The sequence below is a fragment of the Kitasatospora sp. NPDC097643 genome (genome assembly GCF_040302625.1).
Classification (GTDB): Bacteria; Actinomycetota; Actinomycetes; order Streptomycetales; family Streptomycetaceae; genus Kitasatospora.
Genome location: NZ_JBEOSA010000001.1, coordinates 25,596 through 47,231, shown reverse-complemented (window position 1 = coordinate 47,231; position 21,636 = coordinate 25,596). Strand labels below are relative to the sequence as shown.

Genomic DNA, 21,636 nt, shown 5'->3' with positions numbered 1-21,636 from the left:
GGAGCAGCCTGAGGCGCCGCGAAGAAACGTTTCTTCACGGCGCGCCGTGGAGTCGGGACTAGTGCCGGGCGATGACCGGCGGGGTCAGCGGGACCTCCACCAGTCGGTGCCGCGAGCGCCCGAGCATCTCCTCGCGCTCGTCCTCGGTCATCCCGCCCCAGACGCCGTACGGCTCGCGGACCGCCAGTGCGTGTGCCGCGCACTCGGCGATCACCGGGCAGCGCATGCAGACCTCCTTGGCGCTGGCCTCGCGCGAGCTGCGCGCGGCTCCGCGCTCACCCTCGGGGTGGAAGAAGAGCGAGCTGTCCACGCCTCGGCAGGCCGCGGAGAGCTGCCAGTCCCAGAGGTCCGCGTTGGGACCGGGGAGGCGGGAGAAATCTGCCATGGCTCATTCCCTTCAGAGGCTCGTCGGCCGCGGGCCGGCGCTCAGCGGGCTGCTGCTGGGCGGCGCGGCGGGGCGTCGATGCACTGGTGTGGACACCTGGAAATATGACTTAAGGCAACTCCATGGACAAGTCACCCACAGAGTGGCACAACAGTCAATGACCATACGAAAGCTATAAAAACGGGCAAAGTGGGCAAGGGTTTCGGCGGGCGCGGGCGTGGCAATCGGGTGGCCGACGGGCGCGCGATCCCCTCGCACCGGTGTGCGGGTCGTACGCCGACCGCGCGCGAGCTGGGCAAAAGTGCGGCGTGTGCACCGCGATGCGGCTGATCGGTAATGGGTTGGCCACGTACAGTGGTGGAGATGGCCCTGAAGGCCGTAACTCATTCGAGTGACGGTCGTTGGAAGTGCGGAGGCGGTTAGCGGGCGCCGGACGTCGGGAACGATCGCGGGGAAGTTGAAGGCGATCAGCACGGAGTCTGTCGCCGATCGGCCGTGTCGGAGAGGTTCGTACCAGCCAGGAGGCTCAACGTGACGCGGATCAGCTGCGGAGGACGACGGTCATGACTTCCGTTCTCGTTTGCGACGATTCCCCGCTCGCCCGCGAGGCGCTTCGCCGCGCGGTCGCGACCGTACCCGGAGTGGACCGGGTCACCACCGCGACGAACGGGGAGGAGGTCCTCCGCCGCTGGGTGGCCGACCGCTCCGATCTCGTTCTGATGGACGTCCGGATGCCCGGCCTCGGTGGGGTCGAGACGGTCCGGCGGCTGCTGTCCGCCGACCCGGGCGCGCGGATCATCATGCTCACCGTCGCCGAGGACCTCGACGGTGTCGCGCTCGCGGTGGCCGCGGGCGCCCGCGGGTACCTGCACAAGGACGCCTCGCGCGCCGAACTGCGGGCCACCGTCACCCAGGCCCTCGCCGACCCGACCTGGCGGCTCGCCCCGCGCCGGCTGCGCAGCCCCGACATGGGCGCGGCGCCGACCCTGACGGCGCGTGAGATCCAGGTGCTGGAGGGCATGAGCCACGGCCGCAGCAACGCCGAGATCGGCCGCGAGCTGTTCCTGTCCGAGGACACCGTCAAGACCCACGCCCGGCGACTGTTCAAGAAGCTCGGCGCCTCCGACCGCGCGCACGCGGTGGCGCTCGGCTTCCGCTGGGGCCTGGTCCGCTGACCGCCGGCGGCGCCGCCGGCCGTGGCGCGCTGCTGGCGATTCCCGGGACGGGCACCGCACAGGCGTGTGACGTTACGGTCCCGAGGTTGCACCATGGAGGAGTGGAGCACCTCGGGGACCAGCGGACAGGCACTGCGGCGAACCACGCAGCCGCAGGACACTCGGCGGACGGCGCGACGGACGGGACCACCCACGGCGGCGGGGCGGGAGGCGGCACGGTGCAGGAGGGGCCGGTGGTGCGCGGCGGCACGCCGCGCGGTGCCGCAGCGCATAACGTTCCGGTGCACAACTCCGGACGCGGTGCCGCGTTTTCCCGTTCGACCAGGCACCATGGACCGATGCGTGACGACGTCGCCGGTCCGGCCGGCCAGGCGGACCCGGTGGAGGCCGAGCCCTCCGGCCCGGGTCGCGATCCGTCGTACGCCGACGCGGGCGACCCCGGTGGTGTGCCCGCCGGCCCCGGTCGACCGCCGGTGCTCGGCACGGGCGGCTCGCCGCTGGTGGGTGAGCTGGTCGCGGCCGCCGTCCGCGGCGAGGGCCCGGCCATCGACGCCCTGCTCGCCTACGTCCACCCGCTGGCGCTGCGGTACTGCCGCGGCCGGCTGGTCCGGCTGCCCGGCGGGGCCCGGCACCACGTGGACGACGTGGCACAGGAGGTCTGCGTCGCGGTGCTGTGCGCGCTGCCCCGGTACAAGGACCAGGGGCGGCCGTTCGAGGCCTTCGTCTACGGCATCGCCGCGCACAAGATCGCCGATCTGCAGCGGGCCGCGATGCGCGGTCCCGGCTCGACGGTCGTCCCGCAGGACGACCTGCCGGAGGTGCCGGACGAGGCGCTCGGCCCGGAGGAGCAGGCGCTGCTCAGCAGCGACGCCGCCTGGGCCAAGGAACTGCTCTCCAACCTGCCGGCCCGTCAGCGCGAGCTGGTGCTGCTGCGGGTGGCGGCCGGGCTGTCGGCGGAGGAGACCGGAGAGGTGCTGGGGATGTCCCCCGGGGCCGTCCGGGTGGCCCAGCACCGGGCGCTCAGCCGGCTGCGGGCGCTCGCCGAGGAGTCGTCCTGATCCGTGGCCCGCGGAATGGGCCACGGGGTGCGGGTGTTGTCCCGGGTGTTGTCAAGGGCACACGAGAACACATTCGCGGTGCCAGTACCATGGGGTATCGGCGCCTGGGCGGGTTGCCAAAGTTTCACGGGTGAGAACGGGGTTCCCCTGGAGGTTCCTCCAAAACCATCCGGCTTTCGGCGGTCTGCGCGAGTGAGCGATGAACGCGCCCCCACCCTCAGGGCGTGAGCGGAATAGGCCGGCCACGGAAGGTACCCCCCAAATGTCTTACAACGCCGCAGGCGTACCCGAGAAGTTCGCCATGCTCGGGCTCACGTACGACGACGTCCTGCTGCTGCCCGGGGCCTCCGAGGTGCTGCCGAACCAGGTCGACACCTCCTCGCGGGTCTCCCGGAACGTGCGCGTCAACATCCCGCTGCTCTCCGCGGCGATGGACAAGGTCACCGAGGCGCGGATGGCGATCGCGATGGCCCGCCAGGGCGGCGTCGGCGTCCTGCACCGCAACCTGTCGGTCGAGGACCAGGCCAACCAGGTCGACCTGGTGAAGCGCTCCGAGTCCGGCATGGTCACCGACCCGATCACGGTCGGCCCGGAGACCACGCTGGCCGAGGCCGACGCCCTGTGCGCCAAGTTCCGCATCTCCGGTGTGCCGATCGCCGACGAGGCCGGCAAGCTGCTCGGCATCGTCACCAACCGGGACATGGCCTTCGAGACGGACCGCAGCCGCCAGGTCCGCGAGATCATGACCCCGATGCCGCTGATCACCGGCAAGGTCGGCATCTCCGGCGAGGACGCGATGGCGCTGCTGCGCCGTCACAAGATCGAGAAGCTGCCGCTGGTCGACGACGAGGGCCGGATCAAGGGCCTGATCACCGTCAAGGACTTCGTCAAGGCCGAGAAGTACCCGAACGCCGCCAAGGACGCCGAGGGCCGGCTGCTGGTCGGCGCCGCCGTCGGTGCCAGCGCCGAGGCGTTCGACCGGGCCCAGGCCCTGGTCGAGGCCGGGGCGGACTTCCTGGTCGTCGACACCTCGCACGGCCACAACAGCAACGCGCTGCGCTGGATGTCCAAGATCAAGTCGGCGGTCGGCATCGACATCGTCGGCGGCAACGTCGCCACCCGGGACGGCGCCCAGGCGATGATCGACGCGGGTGTCGACGGCGTCAAGGTCGGCGTCGGTCCCGGCTCCATCTGCACCACCCGCGTGGTCGCCGGCATCGGCGTCCCGCAGGTCACCGCGATCTACGAGGCCGCGCTGGCCTGCCAGGCGGCCGGCGTGCCGGTCATCGGCGACGGCGGCCTGCAGTACTCGGGCGACATCGGCAAGGCGCTCGCCGCCGGTGCCGACACCGTGATGCTGGGCTCGCTGCTGGCCGGCTGCGAGGAGTCCCCGGGCGAGCTGCTGTTCATCAACGGCAAGCAGTACAAGTCGTACCGCGGCATGGGCTCGCTGGGCGCCATGCAGTCCCGCGGGCAGGCGAGGTCCTTCTCGAAGGACCGCTACTTCCAGGGCGAGGTCACCTCCGACGAGAAGCTGATCGCCGAGGGCATCGAGGGCCAGGTGCCGTACCGCGGCCCGCTCTCGGCCGTGCTCTACCAGCTGGTCGGCGGCCTGCGGCAGACCATGGGCTACGTGGGCGCCGCCACCATCGCCGAGATGGAGAGCAAGGGCCGCTTCGTCCGGATCACCTCGGCGGGGCTCAAGGAGAGCCACCCGCACGACATCCAGATGACCGTCGAGGCGCCGAACTACTCCGCGCGCTGACGCACCGCATCCGGAAGGGGCCCGCTCCGGCGGGCCCCTTCCGCGTGTCCGGGGGCCGGGCCGTCGGGGCGTGAGCGGCCCCAGTACGGGATACTGGGGGCGGCCGGGGTGACCCGGCGGGCATGAGCAACAAACCAGAAGGGCTCGAAGTGACTGAGATCGAGATCGGGCGAGGCAAGCGCGGCCGCCGGGCGTACTCCTTCGACGACATCGCCGTCGTCCCCAGCCGCCGTACCCGGGACCCGAAGGAGGTCTCGATCGCCTGGCAGATCGACGCCTACCGCTTCGAGCTGCCGTTCCTGGCCGCCCCGATGGACAGCGTGGTCTCGCCGCAGCAGGCCATCGCCATCGGCCGCCTCGGCGGCCTGGGCGTGCTGAACCTGGAAGGCCTCTGGACCCGCTACGAGGACCCGCAGCCGCTGCTCGACGAGATCGCCTCGATCACCGACGAGGCCGCCGCGACCCGCCGGATGCAGGAGATCTACGCCGCGCCGATCCGCGCCGAGCTGATCAAGCAGCGGATCCAGGAGGTCCGCGACTCCGGCGTGGTCACCGCCGCCGCGCTCTCGCCGCAGCGCACCGCCGAGTTCTCCAAGGCCGTCGTGGACGCCGGCGTCGACGTCTTCGTCATCCGCGGCACCACCGTCTCGGCCGAGCACGTCTCCAGCGGCGCCGAGCCGCTGAACCTCAAGCAGTTCATCTACGAGCTGGACGTCCCGGTGATCGTCGGCGGCTGCGCCACCTACACCGCGGCCCTGCACCTGATGCGCACCGGCGCGGCCGGCGTGCTGGTCGGCTTCGGCGGCGGCGCCGCCCACACCACCCGGAACGTCCTCGGCATCCAGGTGCCGATGGCCACCGCCGTCGCCGACGTGGCCGCTGCCCGCCGCGACTACATGGACGAGTCCGGCGGCCGCTACGTGCACGTCATCGCGGACGGCGGGGTCGGCTACAGCGGCGACATCCCGAAGGCCGTCGCCTGCGGCGCCGACGCGGTGATGATCGGGGCCGCGCTGGCCCGGGCCACCGACGCGCCCGGCAAGGGCTTCCACTGGGGCATGGAGGCCGTCCACGAGGAGCTGCCGCGCGGCAAGCGGGTGGACCTCGGCACGGTCGGCACCACCGAGGAGATCCTGACCGGTCCGTCGCACACCCCCGACGGCACCATGAACCTGTTCGGCGCGCTGCGCCGCGCGATGGCCACCACCGGCTACACGGAGCTCAAGGAGTTCCAGCGGGTCGAGGTGACCGTCAACCCGACGGCCGACCACCGCTGAGTCAGTGCTGACGGAGGCCCTCGCCGGAACGACCGGCGGGGGCCTTCGTGGTGTGCCGGGAGCTGTGCCGGGCTCAGTTGCGGGTGGCGGCGCGGCGGGTGAGGAGGAAGCCGCCGATCAGGGCGATGCCGTAGAAGGCGAGGTCGAGCGGGTGCAGGCCGGCGCGCCAGTGGGTCAGGGTGTCGTGCACGAGCCCGTGCGGGCCGGGCTCGGCCCCGCGGATGCGGCGGAACGTTTCAGCGAGCTGGCCCAGGGCGAGTGCGCCGGCCGCGAGCACCGCGCCGAGCAGCGGCAGCACCCGGCTGCGTCCGCCGAGCCGGCCGAGCGGCCAGGCGACCAGGGCGGCGAGGGCGATGGCCAGCCAGCCGAGGCTGTCGGCGGCCCGCAGCGGGGCGCAGCCGTAGCCGAGGCCGCCGAGCAGCATGGCGAGGAGCGCGGCGGCGATCGCCAGGGCGGTGCGGCGGCGCGGACCGGCCGGGGTGACGGCGGCGTGGACCGAGGGGTCGTATCCGGTCACCGGCGCGCCGGGCATGCCGGGGGCGACGTAGCCCTCCGGGGCGTCCAGGACGGGAGCCACCGAGAAGTGCTCGGCGGTGCGGGGCCGGACCGACTGGCCGTCAGTGCCCGGTGCGGGTGCGGTCATGGACGTCGGATCCCCCCGGAAAGACGATGGGCTGCCGAACGGTAGCAGTGTCCCGGACAGATCTTGGCGAGTTTTCGATCACAGATCGGGCACGGAGCGCCGCACCCGTTCCGGTTCGTCCCGGCTTGGGACGGGGGGCGGGTGGTCGCGAGCTCCGGGGACAGGGGATGATGGAGGCTTGGCATCGGGCCGACGCCGGGCCGACGCGCCGTCACCACGACCGCCAGCAGCACATGGGGGAACGTTCCGAATGACCCAGGCGCAGGGTTCCACCGGCCGCCTCCTGGCCGGACGCTACCGGCTGAACGGCGTGCTCGGGCGCGGCGGTATGGGCACCGTCTGGCGTGCCGAGGACGAGATGCTCGGCCGCACGGTCGCGGTCAAGGAACTGCGGATGAACGCGAGCGTCGAGGAGGAGGAGAAGCACCGGCTGATCGTCCGGACGCTGCGCGAGGCCAAGGCGACGGCGCGGATCCGGCACAACTCGGCGGTCACCGTCTTCGACGTGGTCGAGGAGGACGACCGGCCGTGGATCGTCATGGAGCTGGTGGAGTCCCGCTCGCTGGCCGACGTCATCCGGGAGGACGGGCCGCTCGCGCCCGCCCGGGCCGCGGAGATCGCGCTCGACGTGCTGGGCGTGCTGAGCGCCGCGCACGCGCTGGGCATCCTGCACCGGGACGTCAAGCCGTCCAACGTGCTGATCGGCGAGGACGGCCGGGTGGTGCTCACCGACTTCGGCATCGCCAGCGTGGAGGGCGACCCCTCGGTCACCTCCACCGGCATGCTGGTCGGCGCGCCCTCGTACATATCCCCGGAGCGGGCGCGCGGGCAGAAGCCCGGCCCGCCGGCCGACCTGTGGTCGCTCGGCGGCACGCTGTACGCGATGGTGGAGGGCCGGCCGCCGTACGACCACGGCTCGGCGCTGGCCACCCTGACCGCGGTGATGACCGAGCCGCTGACCACCCCGGTGAACGCCGGGCCGCTGCTGCCGGTGATCGAGGGGCTGCTGGAGAAGGACCCGGCCGAGCGGCTGGACGCCTCGCAGACCCGGTCGATGCTCAAGCGGGTCGTGGCGCAGGCCACCGCGAAGGCGGAGTCGACCACTGAGCAGGCGGTGCCGGTGCGGCCGGCCCCCGCCCCCGCCCCGGCCGCGCAGGCCGTTGCGCAGGACGCCCCGGTGCTGCCCGAGGAGCCGCGCAAGCGGTCCGTGGGCGGGCTGCTGGGCACCGTACGGGTGGGCAGCCGGGCCCGCGACGAGGAGCCGGCCGCGGTGCCGCTCGCCGAGCCGACGGCGGCGGAGCCGGCGGCCGCCCCGCCGACCGAGCCGATCCGGCCGGTCACCAGCGAGTGGACGATGGGCGCGACGCAGGCGGCCGGGGCCGACCCGCGCAAGGGCCGGCGGCGGCTGGCCGTGGTCACCGTGGTGCTGGTGCTGCTGCTGATCGCCGGGGTGGTCGCGGTGGTGCAGGCCGTCGGCGGGGCCGGCGGCGCGAAGAACGGGACGGCGCGCGGCGCGGGCGGCACCTCTCCGGTGGCGACCACCACCGAGGCGACGCCGAGCACCGGCGCGAGCACCGGCGCGGCCGCGCCGGGGACGGCGACCGAGCCGGCACCGGCGGCCCCGCCCACGACCGGTACCGCCGCGACCGGCGCTCCGGCGACCGGCGCTCCGGCGACCGGCACCGGTGCGACGGCCTCGACCGGCGCCGCGCAGCCTCCGGCGCCGAGCACCACGACGCCCGCCGTCCCGACGCCGACCCAGCCGTCGACCCCGACCGCCTCGGGTGCCCCGGTGCCGGCCGGCTACCACGAGTACAAGGACCCGAGCGGCTTCTCGGTCGTCCTGCCCGACTGGCTCCAGCCGGCCGGCAGCGAGGCCACCCGGCGGACCTTCAAGGGCAACGGCAGCGTCCTGAAGATCGAGTGGACCACCACCCCCGGCGCGAGCGCGCTCGCCGACTGGCAGGATGCCGAGCCCGGCCTGCGCGCCCAGGTCAGCAACTACCAGCGGATCAACCTGGCGTCCGTCAACTACCGGCAGTGGCCGAACGCGGCCGACTGGGAGTGGACCAACGGCACGCCGAAGACGCACTCGCTCAACCGCGGCTTCGTGACCGGGAATCCGGCCAACCACGGCTACGCGATCTACTGGATCACGCCCGACGCGGACTGGAACTCCCAGGCCCAGGCCCGGGACACGGTCTTCGCCAGCTTCCAGCCCGCGCCGTAGTACCTGCCGGGCGCCGGGCTCAGCCGATCAGGCGCTGCTTGGCCCGGGCGAACTCCTCGTCGGTGAGCGCTCCGGAGCGGTGCAGGGCGGCCAACCGCTCCAGCTGGTCGAGGAGTCGGTCGCCGGCGGCGGGCCCGGCCGGGGCGTCCTCGGTGAGCGGTGCGGCGGCCGGCGAGGGCTGGTCGGCCGCCCGGGCGAGCCGGGCGGCGGCGCGGATCTGCTCGGCGAACACCTCGGCCTTGAGCACGTCCTCGAAGCGGTGCGAGCCGGTCAGTGCGACGATCAGCAGTACCTCGCCGTTCAGCCGACTGCGGCTCACCGTCGCGTCCGTGACGGCCGAAAGCGGAACCGGGACCGGCGGTTTTCCGTCCTTCAGGAAGAGCAGTCGGTGGGTGGTGAGGACGAGCACGCCCCGGCGGAAGTGGTCGGGGTGGCGCCCGGCGGTGGAGGCGACCGGCTGCTCACCGGGTATGACGTTCGCCTCGACGGTGCGGACGGCCTCCGCCCGGTTGGCGCTGCTGGTGTTGCCCGCTACGTCGAAGGCGGCGTCGATCAGATCGGTCCAGTCCATGGGATCGAGGGTAGAGGGGCCGCTCAGTAGGCTGGTCGCCGAGCGAGAGGAACTGGCATGCGAGTCGGCCCGGGGCAGTTGCTGGCGGGGCGTTACCGGCTGACGGACCGTCCCGAACTGCTGCGTGCCCTCGCGGTGGACGAGCGGACCGGGGAGTCGGTGCTGCTGCGCGCCGTGGAGCTGCCCGCGCTGCTGACCACCGGTCAGGATCCGGAGGAGCAGGTGTCCGCGCAGGCCGACCGGCTGGTCCGCCGGGTGGCGGAGGTGGGTTCGGTCGCGCCGACCGGGCACCCGCGGCTGCTGCGCGGGGTCGGGGCGTTCGTCGAGGACGACCTGCTGTGGACGGTGGAGGAGCGGGCGGCCGGCGCGACGCCGGCCGACCTGCTGTCGGACGGACCGGTGCCGCCGTACCGGGCGGCCGAGTTGGCCGCCGACCTGGCCGGCGCGCTGCGGGCGCTGCACGCGGCCGGGCTGACGCACGGCAACCTGACCGCCGAGTCGGTGCTGGTCTGCGAGGACGGCGCGGCGATGCTCGGCGGCCTGCTCGCCGGGGCGGCGCAGGAGGCGCTGGCCGAGGAGCTGGGCGGGCCGGGCGGGCGCCGCCGGTACGACGTGCGGGCCGCGCTGGTCGGCCCGGTGGCGGAGCGCTGGCCGCTGGACGGCGGCCCGGCGGGCGACTGCTGGGCGCTCGGGGTGCTGGTGCAGCGGCTGGTGACCGGCCGCTCGCCGTTCCCGGAGCACGGTGTCCCGGAGCTGGTGACGGCCGTCCGGGACGGGCGGCGGGAGCCGTCCACGCTCTGCGGGCCGCTGGCGCCGCTGGTCGAGCGGCTGCTACAGCCGGATCCGACGCTGCGGCCGACCGCGGAGGCCGTCCGGTCGGAGCTGGCGCAGCTGCTGGCGGGCGCACCCGAGCCGGCCGACCAGGAGCGGGCGGCGCGGGCCGTGGTGCTGCGGCCGGACGGGCCGCTGGTGCCGCTGCGGCCGCGGCGGCGCGGCGGAACCGGGCGGGCGGAGGCCGGCGGCGGGCAGCGGGAGGCGGGTGCGGCGCGGCCGCCGCGGATACCCCCGGCCCTGTTCGGGCCGTTGCTGGTGGGGGGCGTCTTCCTGCTGCTGGTGCTCGGGGTCGCGGCGGTGGTGCTGTTCGCAGGCTGACGGCCCGGCCGCGTTCCGGCCCGCCGTCGAGGTGGGCGGGCGTGATTACCGGGGGCGCCACGGTACGCCTAATGTGTGCGTGAGATTTGTTCGAACAGCGGTCTGTACCAGGTTCTCCGTCACGTGACGGCAGGTGGATGTGAGGGGGGAGTGGTCGCCGATGGGCGTGCAGGACGGGCCGGAGGCGGCCGAGGCGGAGCGGCTGCTGGCCGGGCGGTACGCGCTGGGCGACAAGCTCGGCCGGGGCGGCATGGGCACCGTCTGGCGGGCCTGGGACCGGATGCTGGACCGCGAGGTCGCGGTCAAGGAGCTGACCGTCAACCACCTGCCCGAGGAGGACCTCCAGATCCTGCACACCCGGATGAAGCGGGAGGCCAGCGCCGCCGCCCGGATCAAGCACCCCGGCGTGATCACCGTGCACGACGTGCTGGAGCAGGACGGCCGGCCGTGGATCGTGATGGAGCTGGTGGACGGCCGCTCGCTGGCCGACGTGATCAGCCAGGACGGCACGCTGCCGCCGCGCGCCGCCGCCGAGGTCGGCAGCCAGGTGCTCGCCGCGCTGCACCGCGGCCACCAGCTGGGCGTGCTGCACCGGGACGTCAAGCCGGCCAACGTGCTGCTGGAGCGCGGCACCGGCCGGGTCGTCCTGCTGGACTTCGGTATCGCCAAGTACGAGGGCTCGACCGAGCTCACCCGGCCGGGCGACCTGGTCGGCTCGCCGGACTACCTGGCGCCGGAGCGCGCCCAGGGTGAGCGGCCCGGACCGGCCTCCGACCTGTGGGGCCTCGGGGCCACGCTGTACGCGGCGGTGGAGGGCCAGTCGCCGTTCCGTCGCGACTCGCCGATCACCACGCTGGCCGCGGTGGTCGACGAGCCGCTGCCGGAGTCCCGCCGGGCCGGGCCGCTCGGGCCGGTGCTGGCCGCGCTGATGGCCAAGGACCCGGACGACCGGCCGAGCGCCGACGAGGCGGCCCGGATGCTGGCCGAGGTGCAGGCCGGGCACACCATCGGGCTGAAGGCGGCGGTCGCGCCGGTCCGGACGCCCACCCTGTCGGTGCCGGTGGTGGACCGCAGTGAGTCGGCGGTGGAGCAGCCGGCGGAGCAGGGTCCGCCGCAGGGTTCGGAGGAGCTGACCACGCCCGGTGCGGCCGCCGTCGCTCCGGACACCGCTGTCGGCACTGCCGTCACCGCTGCCGCTGCTGCTGCGGCAGCCGCCGCTGCCGCCGCGGCTGTGCAGGCGCGCACCGTCCAGGTCGCGCCGGTGGCGTACCCCGTCGCGCCCGCGCGCGGTCCGGCCAAGCGCCGGAACACGCTGCGGATCGTCGCCGTCGCGCTGGTCGTCGGTCTGGCGGCGGCCGTGGTGACCTTCCTCGCCACCCGGGAGGTGGTCGGCCCGCCGGTCGACACCCCCACCCCGACCGCGACCGCCGAGCCGGAGCCGACCAGCGACGCCAGCCCCGAGCCGGCGGCGCCCAACGGCTACCGCTGGGCCGACGACCCGGCCGGCTTCCGCTTCCCGCTGCCCTCGGGCACCCCGGTCTGGCAGCGCAGCAGCACGTCGGACAACCAGATCTACTACAGCCCCGACAACAAGGTGCACTACCTGCAGTTCGCGGTCACCGTCGGGCAGTCGGTCAAGCCGCTGGACCACATGCGGCAGATGGAGGGCACCCTCTCCAAGAACCTGAAGGACTACAAGCAGCACAAGCTGACCGGCGTCGCGGTGAACGGCCACGAGGCGGCCGTCTGGGAGTTCAGCTACGCGGCCAAGGAGGGCGGGCGCCGGCGGGCGATCGAGGCCGAGTTCATCGACGACGACGGCACCAGCTACGCGATCTACTCGTCCAGCCCGGAGCGGAACAACGAGTGGAACGAGGCCGAGCAGCGCTTCAACGCGGTGCTCCACTACTTCACGCCGACCCGGTGACCGGCCGCTCCTGACGGCGGGCGCCCGCTTTCGCCCGACTCCGGCAGATTCTTGTTACCGACGGGTACCGCACCGGCCGTCGAGCGCCTAGGCTGCGCCGTATGTCGGACCTCACAGCAGACGCAGTGGCCACCGAACACCCCGACGCCGGCTCCGGCGGCGGCAACCCGGCAGCCCCGGGCGGTGGCCGGACCGTCACCGCGGCCGTCCCGCCGTCCCTGATCTCCCGGCTGGGCGCCGGCGTCACCGCCACCGGCGAGCCCAGCCTGGTGGACACCGTCGCCCCGCTGACCGGCGAGCGGCTGGCGAGCCTGCCGCAGTCCACCCCGGCCGACGTCGAGGTGGCCTTCCAGCTGGCCCGCCGCGCCCAGCCGGCCTGGGCCGCGCTGCCGGTGCGCCGCCGTGCCGCCGTCCTGCTGCGCTTCCACGACCTGCTGCTGAAGCGGCAGGACGAGGTGCTCGACCTGATCCAGGCGGAGACCGGCAAGGCCCGGCTGCACGCCTTCGAAGAGGTGCTCGCCGTCGCCATGGCCGCCCGCCACTACGGCCGGGCCGCACACGGCTACCTGCGCGACAAGCGGCACGGCGGGGCGCTGCCGCTGCTCACCCAGGCCGTCGAGGCCCGCCACCCCAAGGGCGTGATCGGCCACATCTCGCCGTGGAACTACCCGTTGGAGCTGTCCGTCGGGGACGCGCTGCCCGCCTTCGTGGCCGGCAACGCGGTCGTCAACAAGCCGGACACCCAGACCGCGCTGACCGCGCTGTGGGCCCGCGAACTGCTGGTCGAGGCCGGGCTGCCGGCCGACCTGTGGCAGATCGTGATCGGCGACGGCCCGGTGATCGGCCCGGCCGTCGTGGAGCACGCCGACTACGTCTCGTTCACCGGCTCCACCCGCACCGGCCGGGACGTCGCCCAGCGCGCCGCCGCGCGGCTGGTCGGCGCCTCGCTCGAGCTCGGCGGCAAGAACGCCCTGCTGGTCCTCGCCGACGCCGACCTGGACCGGGCCGCCGCGGGTGCCGTCCGGGCCTGCTTCTCCTCCGCCGGGCAGCTGTGCATCTCCATCGAGCGGCTGCTGGTGCACCGCTCGGTGGCCGACGACTTCCTGGAGCGCTTCGCCGCCCGCACCCGGGCGCTGCGCCTCGGCGGCGGCCTCGCCTACGGCGCCGACATGGGCTCGCTGGTCTCGGTGCGCCAGCTGGAGACCACCACCCGGCACGTGGAGGAGGCGGTCAAGGCCGGCGCCACGGTGCTGGCCGGCGGCCGTGCCCGGCCGGACCTCGGCCCGTACTTCTACGAGCCGACCATCCTGGACGGGGTCACCCCGGACATGGCGGTGTGCGGCGAGGAGACCTTCGGCCCGGTGGTCTCGGTCTACCGCTTCGACACCGAGGACGAGGCGGTGGCCGCCGCCAACTCCACGCCGTACGGCCTGAACTCCAGCGTCTGGACCAGGGACCTGCGGCGCGGCCGGGCGGTCGCGGCCCGGCTGCGCACCGGCACGGTCAACGTCAACGAGGCCTACGCGGCCGCGTACGGCTCGGTCGCCTCGCCGATGGGCGGCATGGGCGACTCCGGGCTCGGCCGCCGGCACGGCGCCGAGGGCATCCTGCGGTTCACCGAGGCGCAGACCATCGCGACCCAGCGGGTGATGCCGCTCGCGCCGTCCTTCGGGCTGGACGACCGGCAGTTCGCCGCGGTGTTCACCGGCGGGCTGCGGGCGCTGAAGGCGCTGCGGTTCAAGTAGCAGCCTGCCGGTGGTTCCGATGCCCGGCACGGTCAGGTTCGTCTTCCGAAGGAGCAGTGGCAGATGGTGGGGTCCCCGGCACAGGGCGAGTTCGACTACGACGTGGTCGTGGTCGGCTCCGGCTTCGGCGGTTCGGTCGCCGCGCTGCGGCTGACCGAGAAGGGGTACCGGGTCGCCGTCCTGGAGGCCGGGCGGCGCTTCGACCGCGACGAACTGCCCAGGAACTCCTGGGACCTGCCGAACTACCTGTGGGCGCCGAAGCTCGGCCTCTACGGCATCCAGCGGATCCACCTGCTGGCCAACGTGCTGATCCTGGCCGGCGCCGGGGTCGGCGGCGGCTCGCTGAACTACGCCAACACCCTGTACGTGCCGCCGAAGGCCTTCTTCGAGGACCGCCAGTGGCAGCACATCACCGACTGGCAGGAGGAGCTGGCACCGTTCTACGACCAGGCGCAGCGGATGCTCGGGGTCCGGCTCAACCCGACCGTCACGCCGTCCGACGTCCACCTCAAGGCGGCCGCCGAGCGGATGGGCGTCGGCGACACCTTCCACATGGCGCCGGTCGGGGTCTTCTTCGGGGACGGCCAGGACGCCGGGGGCACGGCCAAGGCCACGCCCGGGGAGGAGGTCGCCGACCCGTACTTCGGCGGCGCCGGCCCGGCCCGCAAGGCCTGCGTGGAGTGCGGCGAGTGCATGACCGGCTGCCGGCACGGCGCCAAGAACATGCTCACCGAGAACTACCTGTACCTGGCCGAGCGGGGCGGCGCCGAGATCCACCCGCTGACCACGGTGGCCCGGATCCGGGAGAGCGGTGGCGGTTACGCGGTGGACGTGCGGCGCACCGACGCCCGCTCGACCACCGACCGGGTGAAGGCGGGCGCGCGGACCATCACCGCCGCCCGGGTGGTGGTCGCGGCCGGCACCTACGGCACCCAGTCGCTGCTGCACCGGATGCGCGAGGCCGGGCACCTGCCCCGCATCTCGGCCCGGCTCGGCGAGCTGACCCGCACCAACTCCGAGGCGCTGGTGGGCGCGCAGACCACCGACCGGCGGTACGGCACCAAGGCGGACTTCACCAAGGGTGTGGCGATCACCTCCTCGATCCATCCGGACGCCAACACCCACATCGAGCCGGTCCGCTACGGCAAGGGCTCCAACGCGATGGGCGCGCTGTCGATCGCCCAGGTCAAGGGCGGCGGCCGGGGCCCGCGCTGGCTGCGCTACCTGGGCAACTCGGCGCTCCACCCGGTGACCTTCGCCCGCTCGATGAACCAGCGCGGGTGGTCCGAGAAGACGATCATCGGCCTGGTGATGCAGTCGCTGGACAACTCGATCACCGTCTCGCTGAAGAAGGGCCCGCTCGGCAAGAGCCGGCTGACCTCCACCCAGGGCCACGGCGCGCCCAGCCCGACCTGGATCCCGGCCGCCGAGAAGGGCGCCCAGGCGCTGGCCGCCGAGATCAACGGCTTCGCCGGCAGCACCGTGGGCGAGATCTTCGACATCCCGATGACCGCCCACTTCCTCGGCGGCTGTCCGATCGGCGACGCCCCCGAGACCGGCGTGGTCGACCCGTACCACCGGCTGTACGGGCACCCGGGGATCAGCGTGGTGGACGGCGCGGCCGTCTCCGCCAACCTCGGGGTGAACCCCTCGCTGACCATCACCGCGCAGGCCGAGCGCGCCATGTCGATGTGGCCCAACAAGGGCGAGGACGACGAGCGCCCGGCCCAGGGCGAGGACTACCGCCGGGTCGCCCCGGTGGTGCCGCTGCGCCCGGCCGTGCCGGAGGGCGCGTTCGGGGCGCTGCGGCTGCCGCTGCTGCCCGTCCCGGAGGTCCCGAAGAAGCGCGACTGACCGGCCGCGTCGGGGCCAATCCGGCCTCCCCGCTTCCCGGTTGACATCCGTTCGGATCCGATGGGATAAACGGGCTTCCCGGGGGATCGGGGAGTCGTCGAGCGGGGGGAACGCGGTTTGATGGCCATCTGCGCATCGTGCGGAGCGGCGACGGCGGAGGGGGCGTCGGCCTGCGCCGCCTGCGGGCGGCCGGTGGCGCCGCCGCCCCCGCCGCCCGGCCACGGTCCGGGCCACCCGCCGCCGGCCGGGCCCGGGTACGGCCCCCCGCCGCCCACCGCCCCGCCGGCGCTGGGCAGTTGGGGCGGCGGCCGGCCGTACGACCCGGCGGCCGGGCAGTCGGCCGCGCTGCGCTGGCTGGCCGGCTCGGACTGGCGCCCGGCGCTCCGGGTGGCCGTCGCGCCCACCCTGGTGCTGCTGCTGGCGGCACTGATCGCGGCCGTCCCGGCCGACTACCAGTACGCGTACCTGTTCCGCGCGCCCGACTTCGGCGAGCGCTTCGGCGCCACCCTGGCGACGGCCCTGAACGCGCTCGGCGCGCCGTTCAAGCTGGGGTACGCGCAGCCGGCGCGGCGCGGCGACTCGCAGCAGATGGACGTGCTGCTGCGGGTGGTGCCGATGACCGTCACCCTGCTGTGGACGCTGGCGCTCTGGCTCGGCCTGCGGGCCGGGGTGCGCCGCCGCAAGGCCGTCACCGGCCAGCTCACCCGGGGCCAGGCCGCCGGTGAGGCGCTGCGCACCGCCGTGGTCCTGGCGGCCGTGACGCTGCTGCTCGGGCTGCTCGGCGGGACGACCTGGCAGCCGCAGCAGACCGGCCGCTACCCGGACACCATCGCCCGGCACCTCGGGATCACGTACACCGCGGACACCGGCTGGCTGGAGGCGGTCGCCTGGACCGCCCTGCTGGCCGGGGTGACGGCCTTCGCCGTCTACGGCACCGACGCGCTGCGCTGGGCCGCCTGGCGCAGCCGGGCGGTGCGCGGCTGGGCGGTGGCCGCCCTGACGGCGGGCCGGGCCCTGGCGCTGACACTCGGCCTGGCCTCGGTGGCGGGCTTCATCCTGGTCGCGGCCACCAGCGACGGCCAGGGCTGGCGGACCGGGCTCTCGCTGGCCTTCCTGCCGAACGTCGGGCTGTTCCTGCTGGGCCTGGGCTCGGGGGCGACCTTCCAGGCGCACAGCGGCCTGTCCGACCCCGACAAGAGCTGGCGGTCGGGCCGGGACGACCTGGAGTTCTCCTTCTTCGACCTGCACGACCAGACCGCCGACTGGCGCTGGACCGGACTGCTGGCGCTCGCCGCCGCGGGCGTCCTCGGCTGGTCGGCGTACCGGCGGCAGCTGGACGCGGCCGACCGGCTGCGGCTCGCGGCGGTCCATGCCGTGGCGCTCACCGCGCTGATGGCGGTGGCGGGTGCGGTGATGACGACCACGATGACCTTCGCGGACTCGGGGTGGGGCGCCTCCCGGGGCTCGGACCTCGCCCGCGACACCTCGGTGAGCCTGGGCTTCGGCAGCCTGCTGCTGGCCAACCTGGTCTGGGCGGCGATCGGCGCCCTGGTGGTGCCCGCGCTGCTGGCGGCCGGCCGCGGCCGGGGCCCCGCCGCGCCGTACGGCGCCGTGCCGCCGCCGGGGGTGCCGTACCCGGCCGGGGCGCCGGAGACCGTGCCGTACCGGGGGGTGGTCGACCTGGGCAAGGACCAGGGCGGGTCGGACCAGGGCGGGTCGGACCCGGTCGGTTCGGACCCGGTCGGTTCGGACCCGGTCGGTTCGGACCCGGTCGGTTCGGACCAGGGCGGGGCGCCGGTGGTGCCGGCGCAGGGCGCGCCCGGGGCCGGGGTGAGCGAGGTGATCGGCTCGCACGAGGAGCCGGCCGCACCGCCGCCCGGTGCGGCCGCCGCCGCGTCGGCCGGTGCGGCCGAGGACCCGGTCGACCCGAGCGTCTGGCGCGAGCACCCGTAGCAGCCGTAGGACCCGAAGCACCCTTAGGACCGCCGGCGGCCGGACAGGGCAAAGGGCCCCGCGGGGGAACGGGGCCCTTTGTCGCTCAGCACGCGGCGTCAGGGCTGCGCCGGTGCTGGGGTGACGGCGCCGGGGGAGGAGCGCCGTCGTGTCGGTCGGCTTCGGGGGCGCGCCCGTACGGCGCCGGCGTGGGTGGCCGGCAGCGCGGGGCGCGCACGCTCACGGCGCGGCGGGTCGGCGCGCAGGTCTGCGCCTGACCTTCGCTCACGGAGCGTAAGGTGAAAATCATTGCCACCCGAGCGCTCGGCGGCATCGGTCGAGGCCTCCACGGGGCGCCTTCCGGCGGCCGGGAGAACCGCTTCCACGCAGCATCGTGCTGGACGAAGGGCTTGCTCTGCAACCGATTCGGCACACTTCGGCACAGTCCATTTACGGCGGCCGCCGCTTCGGCCACCGGCTCCGGCCCGGTCGCCGGGGCCGTTCCCGGGCCCGCCGACACCGGTGGACGGGCCTCGGGGCAGGGCTTCGATGATCACGGTGCGTAGTGGTGTGGGCGGCTGCGGCGCACGGGGACGCGCGTAGCGGCGTAGGACGGTGACGGATGTGCGCCCCGGGTGCGCCCCCGGGACGGGGTGCGGGTGCGACGGCCGTCCCCGGGCGTCCCCGGGGGCCGGCCGTCCCACCTCTCGGTCCAGTCGCGGCCGGGGTCGCTGTCCCCTGCTGGCCGGCCGCGGCACCCGCGCACGGTCCCACGGCGCCCCGCTCCCGGCGGGCCGGGTCGGTGGCGCCACGTGCGCCGGTGGACTGGGGTGAAGCTCCACGCGTGGTCCTGCGGACCGTACGGCGGCGCCCCTGGCCGGGGCGGAGGCGGCGCGCCTGGCGAGCGCGGCGCGGTCGTACGGTCGTCAGAAGCAACGAAGCGCGGCCCCGCCCGGTCACGGTTCTTTGGACGGGCAGACGAGTGAAACCGGACAGCCCGGTAGAATCGGTGTTCAGACACCCCCACCCGTCGCCAGCCGCCGCAGCCCCCGCCGGGGAGGCGCCGCGTGCGACACCCTCGATACCGCTGCCGGAAGGCCGTCTGTGTCCTCTGCAATTCCCGTCCAGTCCGCGCCTGAGACCGACACCGTGCTGGTGGTCGACTTCGGTGCCCAGTACGCCCAGCTCATCGCCCGTCGGGTGCGTGAGGCGCGGGTCTACAGCGAGATCGTGCCGAGCAGCATGCCGGTCGCCGAGATGCTCGCCAAGAACCCGAAGGCGATCATCCTCTCCGGCGGCCCGTCGTCGGTCTACGAGGACGGTGCGCCGCAGCTCGACCGTGCGATCTTCGAGGCCGGGGTGCCGGTCTTCGGCATGTGCTACGGCTTCCAGCTGATGGCCAAGACCCTCGGCGGCACGGTGGACAACACCGGTGCCCGTGAGTACGGCCGCACCCCGCTGACCGTCAGCCGTACCGGCTCGACCCTGTTCGAGGGCGTCCCGGCGCAGCACTCGGTATGGATGTCGCACGGCGACGCCTGCTCCGCCGCCCCGGCCGGCTTCACCGTCACCGCCTCCACCGACGTGGTGCCGGTCGCGGCCTTCGAGAACGACGAGGCCCGCCTCTACGGCGTCCAGTACCACCCCGAGGTGCTGCACTCCGACCACGGCCAGCAGATCCTGGAGCACTTCCTCTACCGCGGTGCCGGCATCGCCCCGACCTGGACCACCGGCAACGTGGTCGACGAGCAGGTCGCGCTGATCCGCGCCCAGGTCGGCGACAAGCGCGCGATCTGCGGCCTCTCCGGCGGCGTGGACTCCGCGGTCGCGGCCGCGCTGGTCAACAAGGCCATCGGCGACAAGCTGACCTGCGTCTACGTCGACCACGGTCTGATGCGCAAGGGCGAGACCGAGCAGGTCGAGAAGGACTTCGTCGCGGCCACCGGCGTGCAGCTGAAGGTCGTCGACGCCTCCGAGCGCTTCCTGGACGCGCTGAAGGGGGTCACCGACCCCGAGGAGAAGCGCAAGATCATCGGCCGCGAGTTCATCCGGGTCTTCGAGCAGGCCCAGGCCGAGATCGTCGCCGAGGCCGGCGAGCACGGCGAGTCGGTCGACTTCCTGGTCCAGGGCACCCTGTACCCGGACGTGGTGGAGTCCGGCGGCGGCACCGGCACCGCCAACATCAAGTCCCACCACAACGTCGGCGGCCTGCCCGAGGACCTGCAGTTCCAGCTGGTCGAGCCGCTGCGCAAGCTGTTCAAGGACGAGGTCCGGATGGTCGGCCAGGAGCTCGGCCTGCCGGAGGAGATCGTCCAGCGCCAGCCGTTCCCGGGCCCGGGCCTGGGCATCCGGATCGTCGGCGAGGTCACCAAGGAGCGGCTGGACCTGCTCCGCGACGCCGACGCGATCGCCCGCGAGGAGCTGACCGCGGCCGGTCTGGACCGCGAGATCTGGCAGTGCCCGGTCGTGCTGCTCGCCGACGTGCGCAGCGTCGGGGTGCAGGGCGACGGCCGCACCTACGGCCACCCGATCGTGCTGCGCCCGGTCTCGTCCGAGGACGCCATGACCGCGGACTGGTCGCGCCTGCCGTACGACGTGCTGGCCAAGATCTCCACCCGGATCACCAACGAGGTGCGGGACGTCAACCGCGTCGTGGTCGACGTCACCAGCAAGCCGCCGGGCACCATCGAGTGGGAGTGATCACTCCCGCCGGTTGCTGACCGGTGCTGAACGGCCGCGCCGTCGTTCCCGTATACAGAGGGAGCGGCGGCGCGGCCGTTCGCGGTGCGGGGGCCGGTCGGACGGGTGGGCCCTCCCAGCGAAAGCGTTCAGGACCGGGCAGAATGCGGACCGGACCTGTCAGGGAGTGGCAGGCCGCGAGGGAAGGTGTGAGGAAATGTCGGAGGCCAGCAACTCCGTGGCGGTCGACGGGGGAGCGGCCGGTCGGGCCGCCCGGGCGGCCCAGCGCCGGGAGTTCGCCACCCGGTACGCGATGCTGCCGCTGCGGCTCTTCCTCGGCGTCACCTTCGTCTACGCGGCGCTCGACAAGCTGGCCGACGCGCACTACCTGGCCGGCGCGGGCGACCCGGCGTCGTTCGTCTCGCAGACCCAGGCGGCCAAGGGCAGCAGCCCGATCTCCTTCCTGCTCGGCTTCGCCCTGGACGCGCCGACCCTGTTCGCCCTCGCCATCGCCTTCGGTGAGTTGGCGGTCGGCCTCGGCACCCTGCTCGGCCTCTGGGGCCGGGTCGCCGCGCTCGGCGGCGCGCTGATCAACCTCAGCCTCTGGTTCACCGTCAGCTGGAACGTGTCGCCGTACTACCTCGGCAACGACCTCGTCTACCTGATGGCCTGGACCCCGCTGCTGCTGGCCGGCACCCCGGTGCTCTCGATCGACGGCTACCTCGCCCGGCGCGCCGGCCGCGACCGTACCCGCGGGCTGACCGAGGACCACGTCAAGCGCCGGTCGCTGGTCGACGGCGGGATCGCCGCCGTCGCGATCGGCGGCGCCGGACTGCTCACCGGCTCGCTGACCCGCACCTTCGGCCGGGACAAGCAGGCCGCGCCCAAGCAGTCGGCCGCCCCGCTCTCCACCGCCCCCGCGGCCGCCGGGCCGGCCCCCTCGGTGTCCGCCGCGAGCGTGCCGGTCGGCGGCTCCGCCCAGGTCAAGGACCCGGCCACCGGCGACGCCGTCTACATCGTGCAGCCCAAGGCCGGCCAGTACTGCGGCCTCTCCTCGGTGTGCACCCACTCCGGCTGCGCGGTCGACGCCCCGAAGAACGGCCAGCTCTACTGCCCGTGCCACGGCTCCCGCTTCGACGCCGCCACCGGCGCGGTGATCAACGGGCCCGCCACCAAGCCGCTGCCGCGCTACGCCGTCACCAAGGACGGCGACAAGCTCAACCTGGGCCCGCAGCAGAGCTAG

At 74.0% G+C, this 21,636-nt stretch carries 15 protein-coding genes and 1 pseudogene; 13 read left to right on the top strand and 3 right to left on the bottom strand.

What is annotated here, in order from left to right:
- Positions 1–58: 58 nt before the first annotated feature.
- Entirely contained in the window at positions 59–385 is a 327-nt protein-coding gene (locus ABTY15_RS00175) for a WhiB family transcriptional regulator (protein ID WP_350573943.1), read from the bottom strand.
- A gap of 563 nt (positions 386–948) precedes the next feature.
- On the opposite strand from ABTY15_RS00175, the gene ABTY15_RS00170 reads away from it, so the two are divergent.
- The 4 genes from ABTY15_RS00170 to ABTY15_RS00155 all read left to right on the top strand — a co-directional run bounded on the left by ABTY15_RS00170 (position 949) and on the right by ABTY15_RS00155 (position 5,660).
- Complete coding sequence (locus ABTY15_RS00170; protein WP_014136228.1) at positions 949–1,560, top strand: response regulator transcription factor; 612 nt, start codon at positions 949–951, stop codon at positions 1,558–1,560.
- A 338-nt stretch (positions 1,561–1,898) separates the two neighbouring features.
- Complete coding sequence (locus ABTY15_RS00165) at positions 1,899–2,618, top strand: sigma-70 family RNA polymerase sigma factor (RefSeq protein WP_350573941.1); 720 nt, start codon at positions 1,899–1,901, stop codon at positions 2,616–2,618.
- 262 nt (positions 2,619–2,880) lie between these two features.
- Positions 2,881–4,383: an IMP dehydrogenase gene (gene guaB / locus ABTY15_RS00160; RefSeq protein ID WP_350573939.1), complete on the top strand. Its 1,503-nt coding sequence runs from the start codon at positions 2,881–2,883 to the stop codon at positions 4,381–4,383.
- Between the two features lie 149 nt (positions 4,384–4,532).
- On the top strand, positions 4,533–5,660 hold the full coding sequence (locus ABTY15_RS00155; RefSeq protein WP_350573937.1) for a GuaB3 family IMP dehydrogenase-related protein: 1,128 nt from the start codon (positions 4,533–4,535) through the stop codon (positions 5,658–5,660).
- Between the two features lie 73 nt (positions 5,661–5,733).
- Here ABTY15_RS00155 and ABTY15_RS00150 read toward each other — a convergent pair whose 3' ends face one another.
- The gene (locus tag ABTY15_RS00150) at positions 5,734–6,303 is read right to left on the bottom strand and encodes a hypothetical protein (RefSeq protein ID WP_350573935.1); all 570 of its coding nucleotides are present in this window, start codon (positions 6,301–6,303) and stop codon (positions 5,734–5,736) included.
- A 250-nt stretch (positions 6,304–6,553) separates the two neighbouring features.
- On the opposite strand from ABTY15_RS00150, the gene ABTY15_RS00145 reads away from it, so the two are divergent.
- A complete protein-coding gene (locus ABTY15_RS00145; RefSeq protein ID WP_350573934.1) occupies positions 6,554–8,533 on the top strand; it encodes a serine/threonine-protein kinase in 1,980 nt (659 codons plus the stop codon).
- 19 nt (positions 8,534–8,552) lie between these two features.
- Here ABTY15_RS00145 and ABTY15_RS00140 read toward each other — a convergent pair whose 3' ends face one another.
- Positions 8,553–9,104, bottom strand: a complete 552-nt coding sequence (locus ABTY15_RS00140; RefSeq protein ID WP_350573932.1) for an SHOCT domain-containing protein — start codon at positions 9,102–9,104, stop codon at positions 8,553–8,555.
- Positions 9,105–9,161: 57 nt separating this feature from the next.
- On the opposite strand from ABTY15_RS00140, the gene ABTY15_RS00135 reads away from it, so the two are divergent.
- The 8 genes and pseudogenes from ABTY15_RS00135 to ABTY15_RS39775 all read left to right on the top strand — a co-directional run bounded on the left by ABTY15_RS00135 (position 9,162) and on the right by ABTY15_RS39775 (position 21,636).
- The gene (locus ABTY15_RS00135; protein ID WP_350573930.1) at positions 9,162–10,256 is read left to right on the top strand and encodes a protein kinase domain-containing protein; all 1,095 of its coding nucleotides are present in this window, start codon (positions 9,162–9,164) and stop codon (positions 10,254–10,256) included.
- Positions 10,257–10,416: 160 nt separating this feature from the next.
- Entirely contained in the window at positions 10,417–12,183 is a 1,767-nt protein-coding gene (locus ABTY15_RS00130; RefSeq protein ID WP_350573928.1) for a serine/threonine-protein kinase, read from the top strand.
- A 101-nt stretch (positions 12,184–12,284) separates the two neighbouring features.
- Positions 12,285–13,928: a succinic semialdehyde dehydrogenase gene (locus ABTY15_RS00125; protein ID WP_350573926.1), complete on the top strand. Its 1,644-nt coding sequence runs from the start codon at positions 12,285–12,287 to the stop codon at positions 13,926–13,928.
- Positions 13,929–13,991: 63 nt separating this feature from the next.
- On the top strand, positions 13,992–15,782 hold the full coding sequence (locus ABTY15_RS00120; RefSeq protein ID WP_350573924.1) for a GMC oxidoreductase: 1,791 nt from the start codon (positions 13,992–13,994) through the stop codon (positions 15,780–15,782).
- Between the two features lie 120 nt (positions 15,783–15,902).
- Positions 15,903–17,735, top strand: coding sequence for a hypothetical protein (locus ABTY15_RS00115; protein ID WP_350573921.1), 1,833 nt, complete (start codon positions 15,903–15,905; stop codon positions 17,733–17,735).
- A 1,083-nt stretch (positions 17,736–18,818) separates the two neighbouring features.
- On the top strand, positions 18,819–20,414 hold the full coding sequence (gene guaA / locus ABTY15_RS00110; RefSeq protein WP_350573918.1) for a glutamine-hydrolyzing GMP synthase: 1,596 nt from the start codon (positions 18,819–18,821) through the stop codon (positions 20,412–20,414).
- A gap of 196 nt (positions 20,415–20,610) precedes the next feature.
- Positions 20,611–21,141 (top strand): annotated as a pseudogene (locus tag ABTY15_RS00105) (DoxX family membrane protein); the annotation flags it as partial.
- 195 nt (positions 21,142–21,336) lie between these two features.
- A complete protein-coding gene (locus ABTY15_RS39775; protein WP_502893399.1) occupies positions 21,337–21,636 on the top strand; it encodes a QcrA and Rieske domain-containing protein in 300 nt (99 codons plus the stop codon).

Bases quoted from the DNA above. Each gene is read 5' to 3' on its own strand.
- ABTY15_RS00125 (WP_350573926.1), top strand. From the start codon at position 12,285: ATGTCGGACCTCACAGCAGACGCAGTGGCCACCGAACACCCCGACGCC.
- ABTY15_RS00130 (WP_350573928.1), top strand. From the start codon at position 10,417: ATGGGCGTGCAGGACGGGCCGGAGGCGGCCGAGGCGGAGCGGCTGCTG.
- ABTY15_RS00140 (WP_350573932.1), bottom strand. From the start codon at position 9,104: ATGGACTGGACCGATCTGATCGACGCCGCCTTCGACGTAGCGGGCAAC.
- ABTY15_RS00135 (WP_350573930.1), top strand. From the start codon at position 9,162: ATGCGAGTCGGCCCGGGGCAGTTGCTGGCGGGGCGTTACCGGCTGACG.
- ABTY15_RS00165 (WP_350573941.1), top strand. From the start codon at position 1,899: ATGCGTGACGACGTCGCCGGTCCGGCCGGCCAGGCGGACCCGGTGGAG.
- ABTY15_RS00115 (WP_350573921.1), top strand. From the start codon at position 15,903: ATGGCCATCTGCGCATCGTGCGGAGCGGCGACGGCGGAGGGGGCGTCG.
- ABTY15_RS00120 (WP_350573924.1), top strand. From the start codon at position 13,992: ATGGTGGGGTCCCCGGCACAGGGCGAGTTCGACTACGACGTGGTCGTG.
- ABTY15_RS00170 (WP_014136228.1), top strand. From the start codon at position 949: ATGACTTCCGTTCTCGTTTGCGACGATTCCCCGCTCGCCCGCGAGGCG.
- ABTY15_RS00145 (WP_350573934.1), top strand. From the start codon at position 6,554: ATGACCCAGGCGCAGGGTTCCACCGGCCGCCTCCTGGCCGGACGCTAC.
- ABTY15_RS00150 (WP_350573935.1), bottom strand. From the start codon at position 6,303: ATGACCGCACCCGCACCGGGCACTGACGGCCAGTCGGTCCGGCCCCGC.
- ABTY15_RS00175 (WP_350573943.1), bottom strand. From the start codon at position 385: ATGGCAGATTTCTCCCGCCTCCCCGGTCCCAACGCGGACCTCTGGGAC.
- guaB (WP_350573939.1), top strand. From the start codon at position 2,881: ATGTCTTACAACGCCGCAGGCGTACCCGAGAAGTTCGCCATGCTCGGG.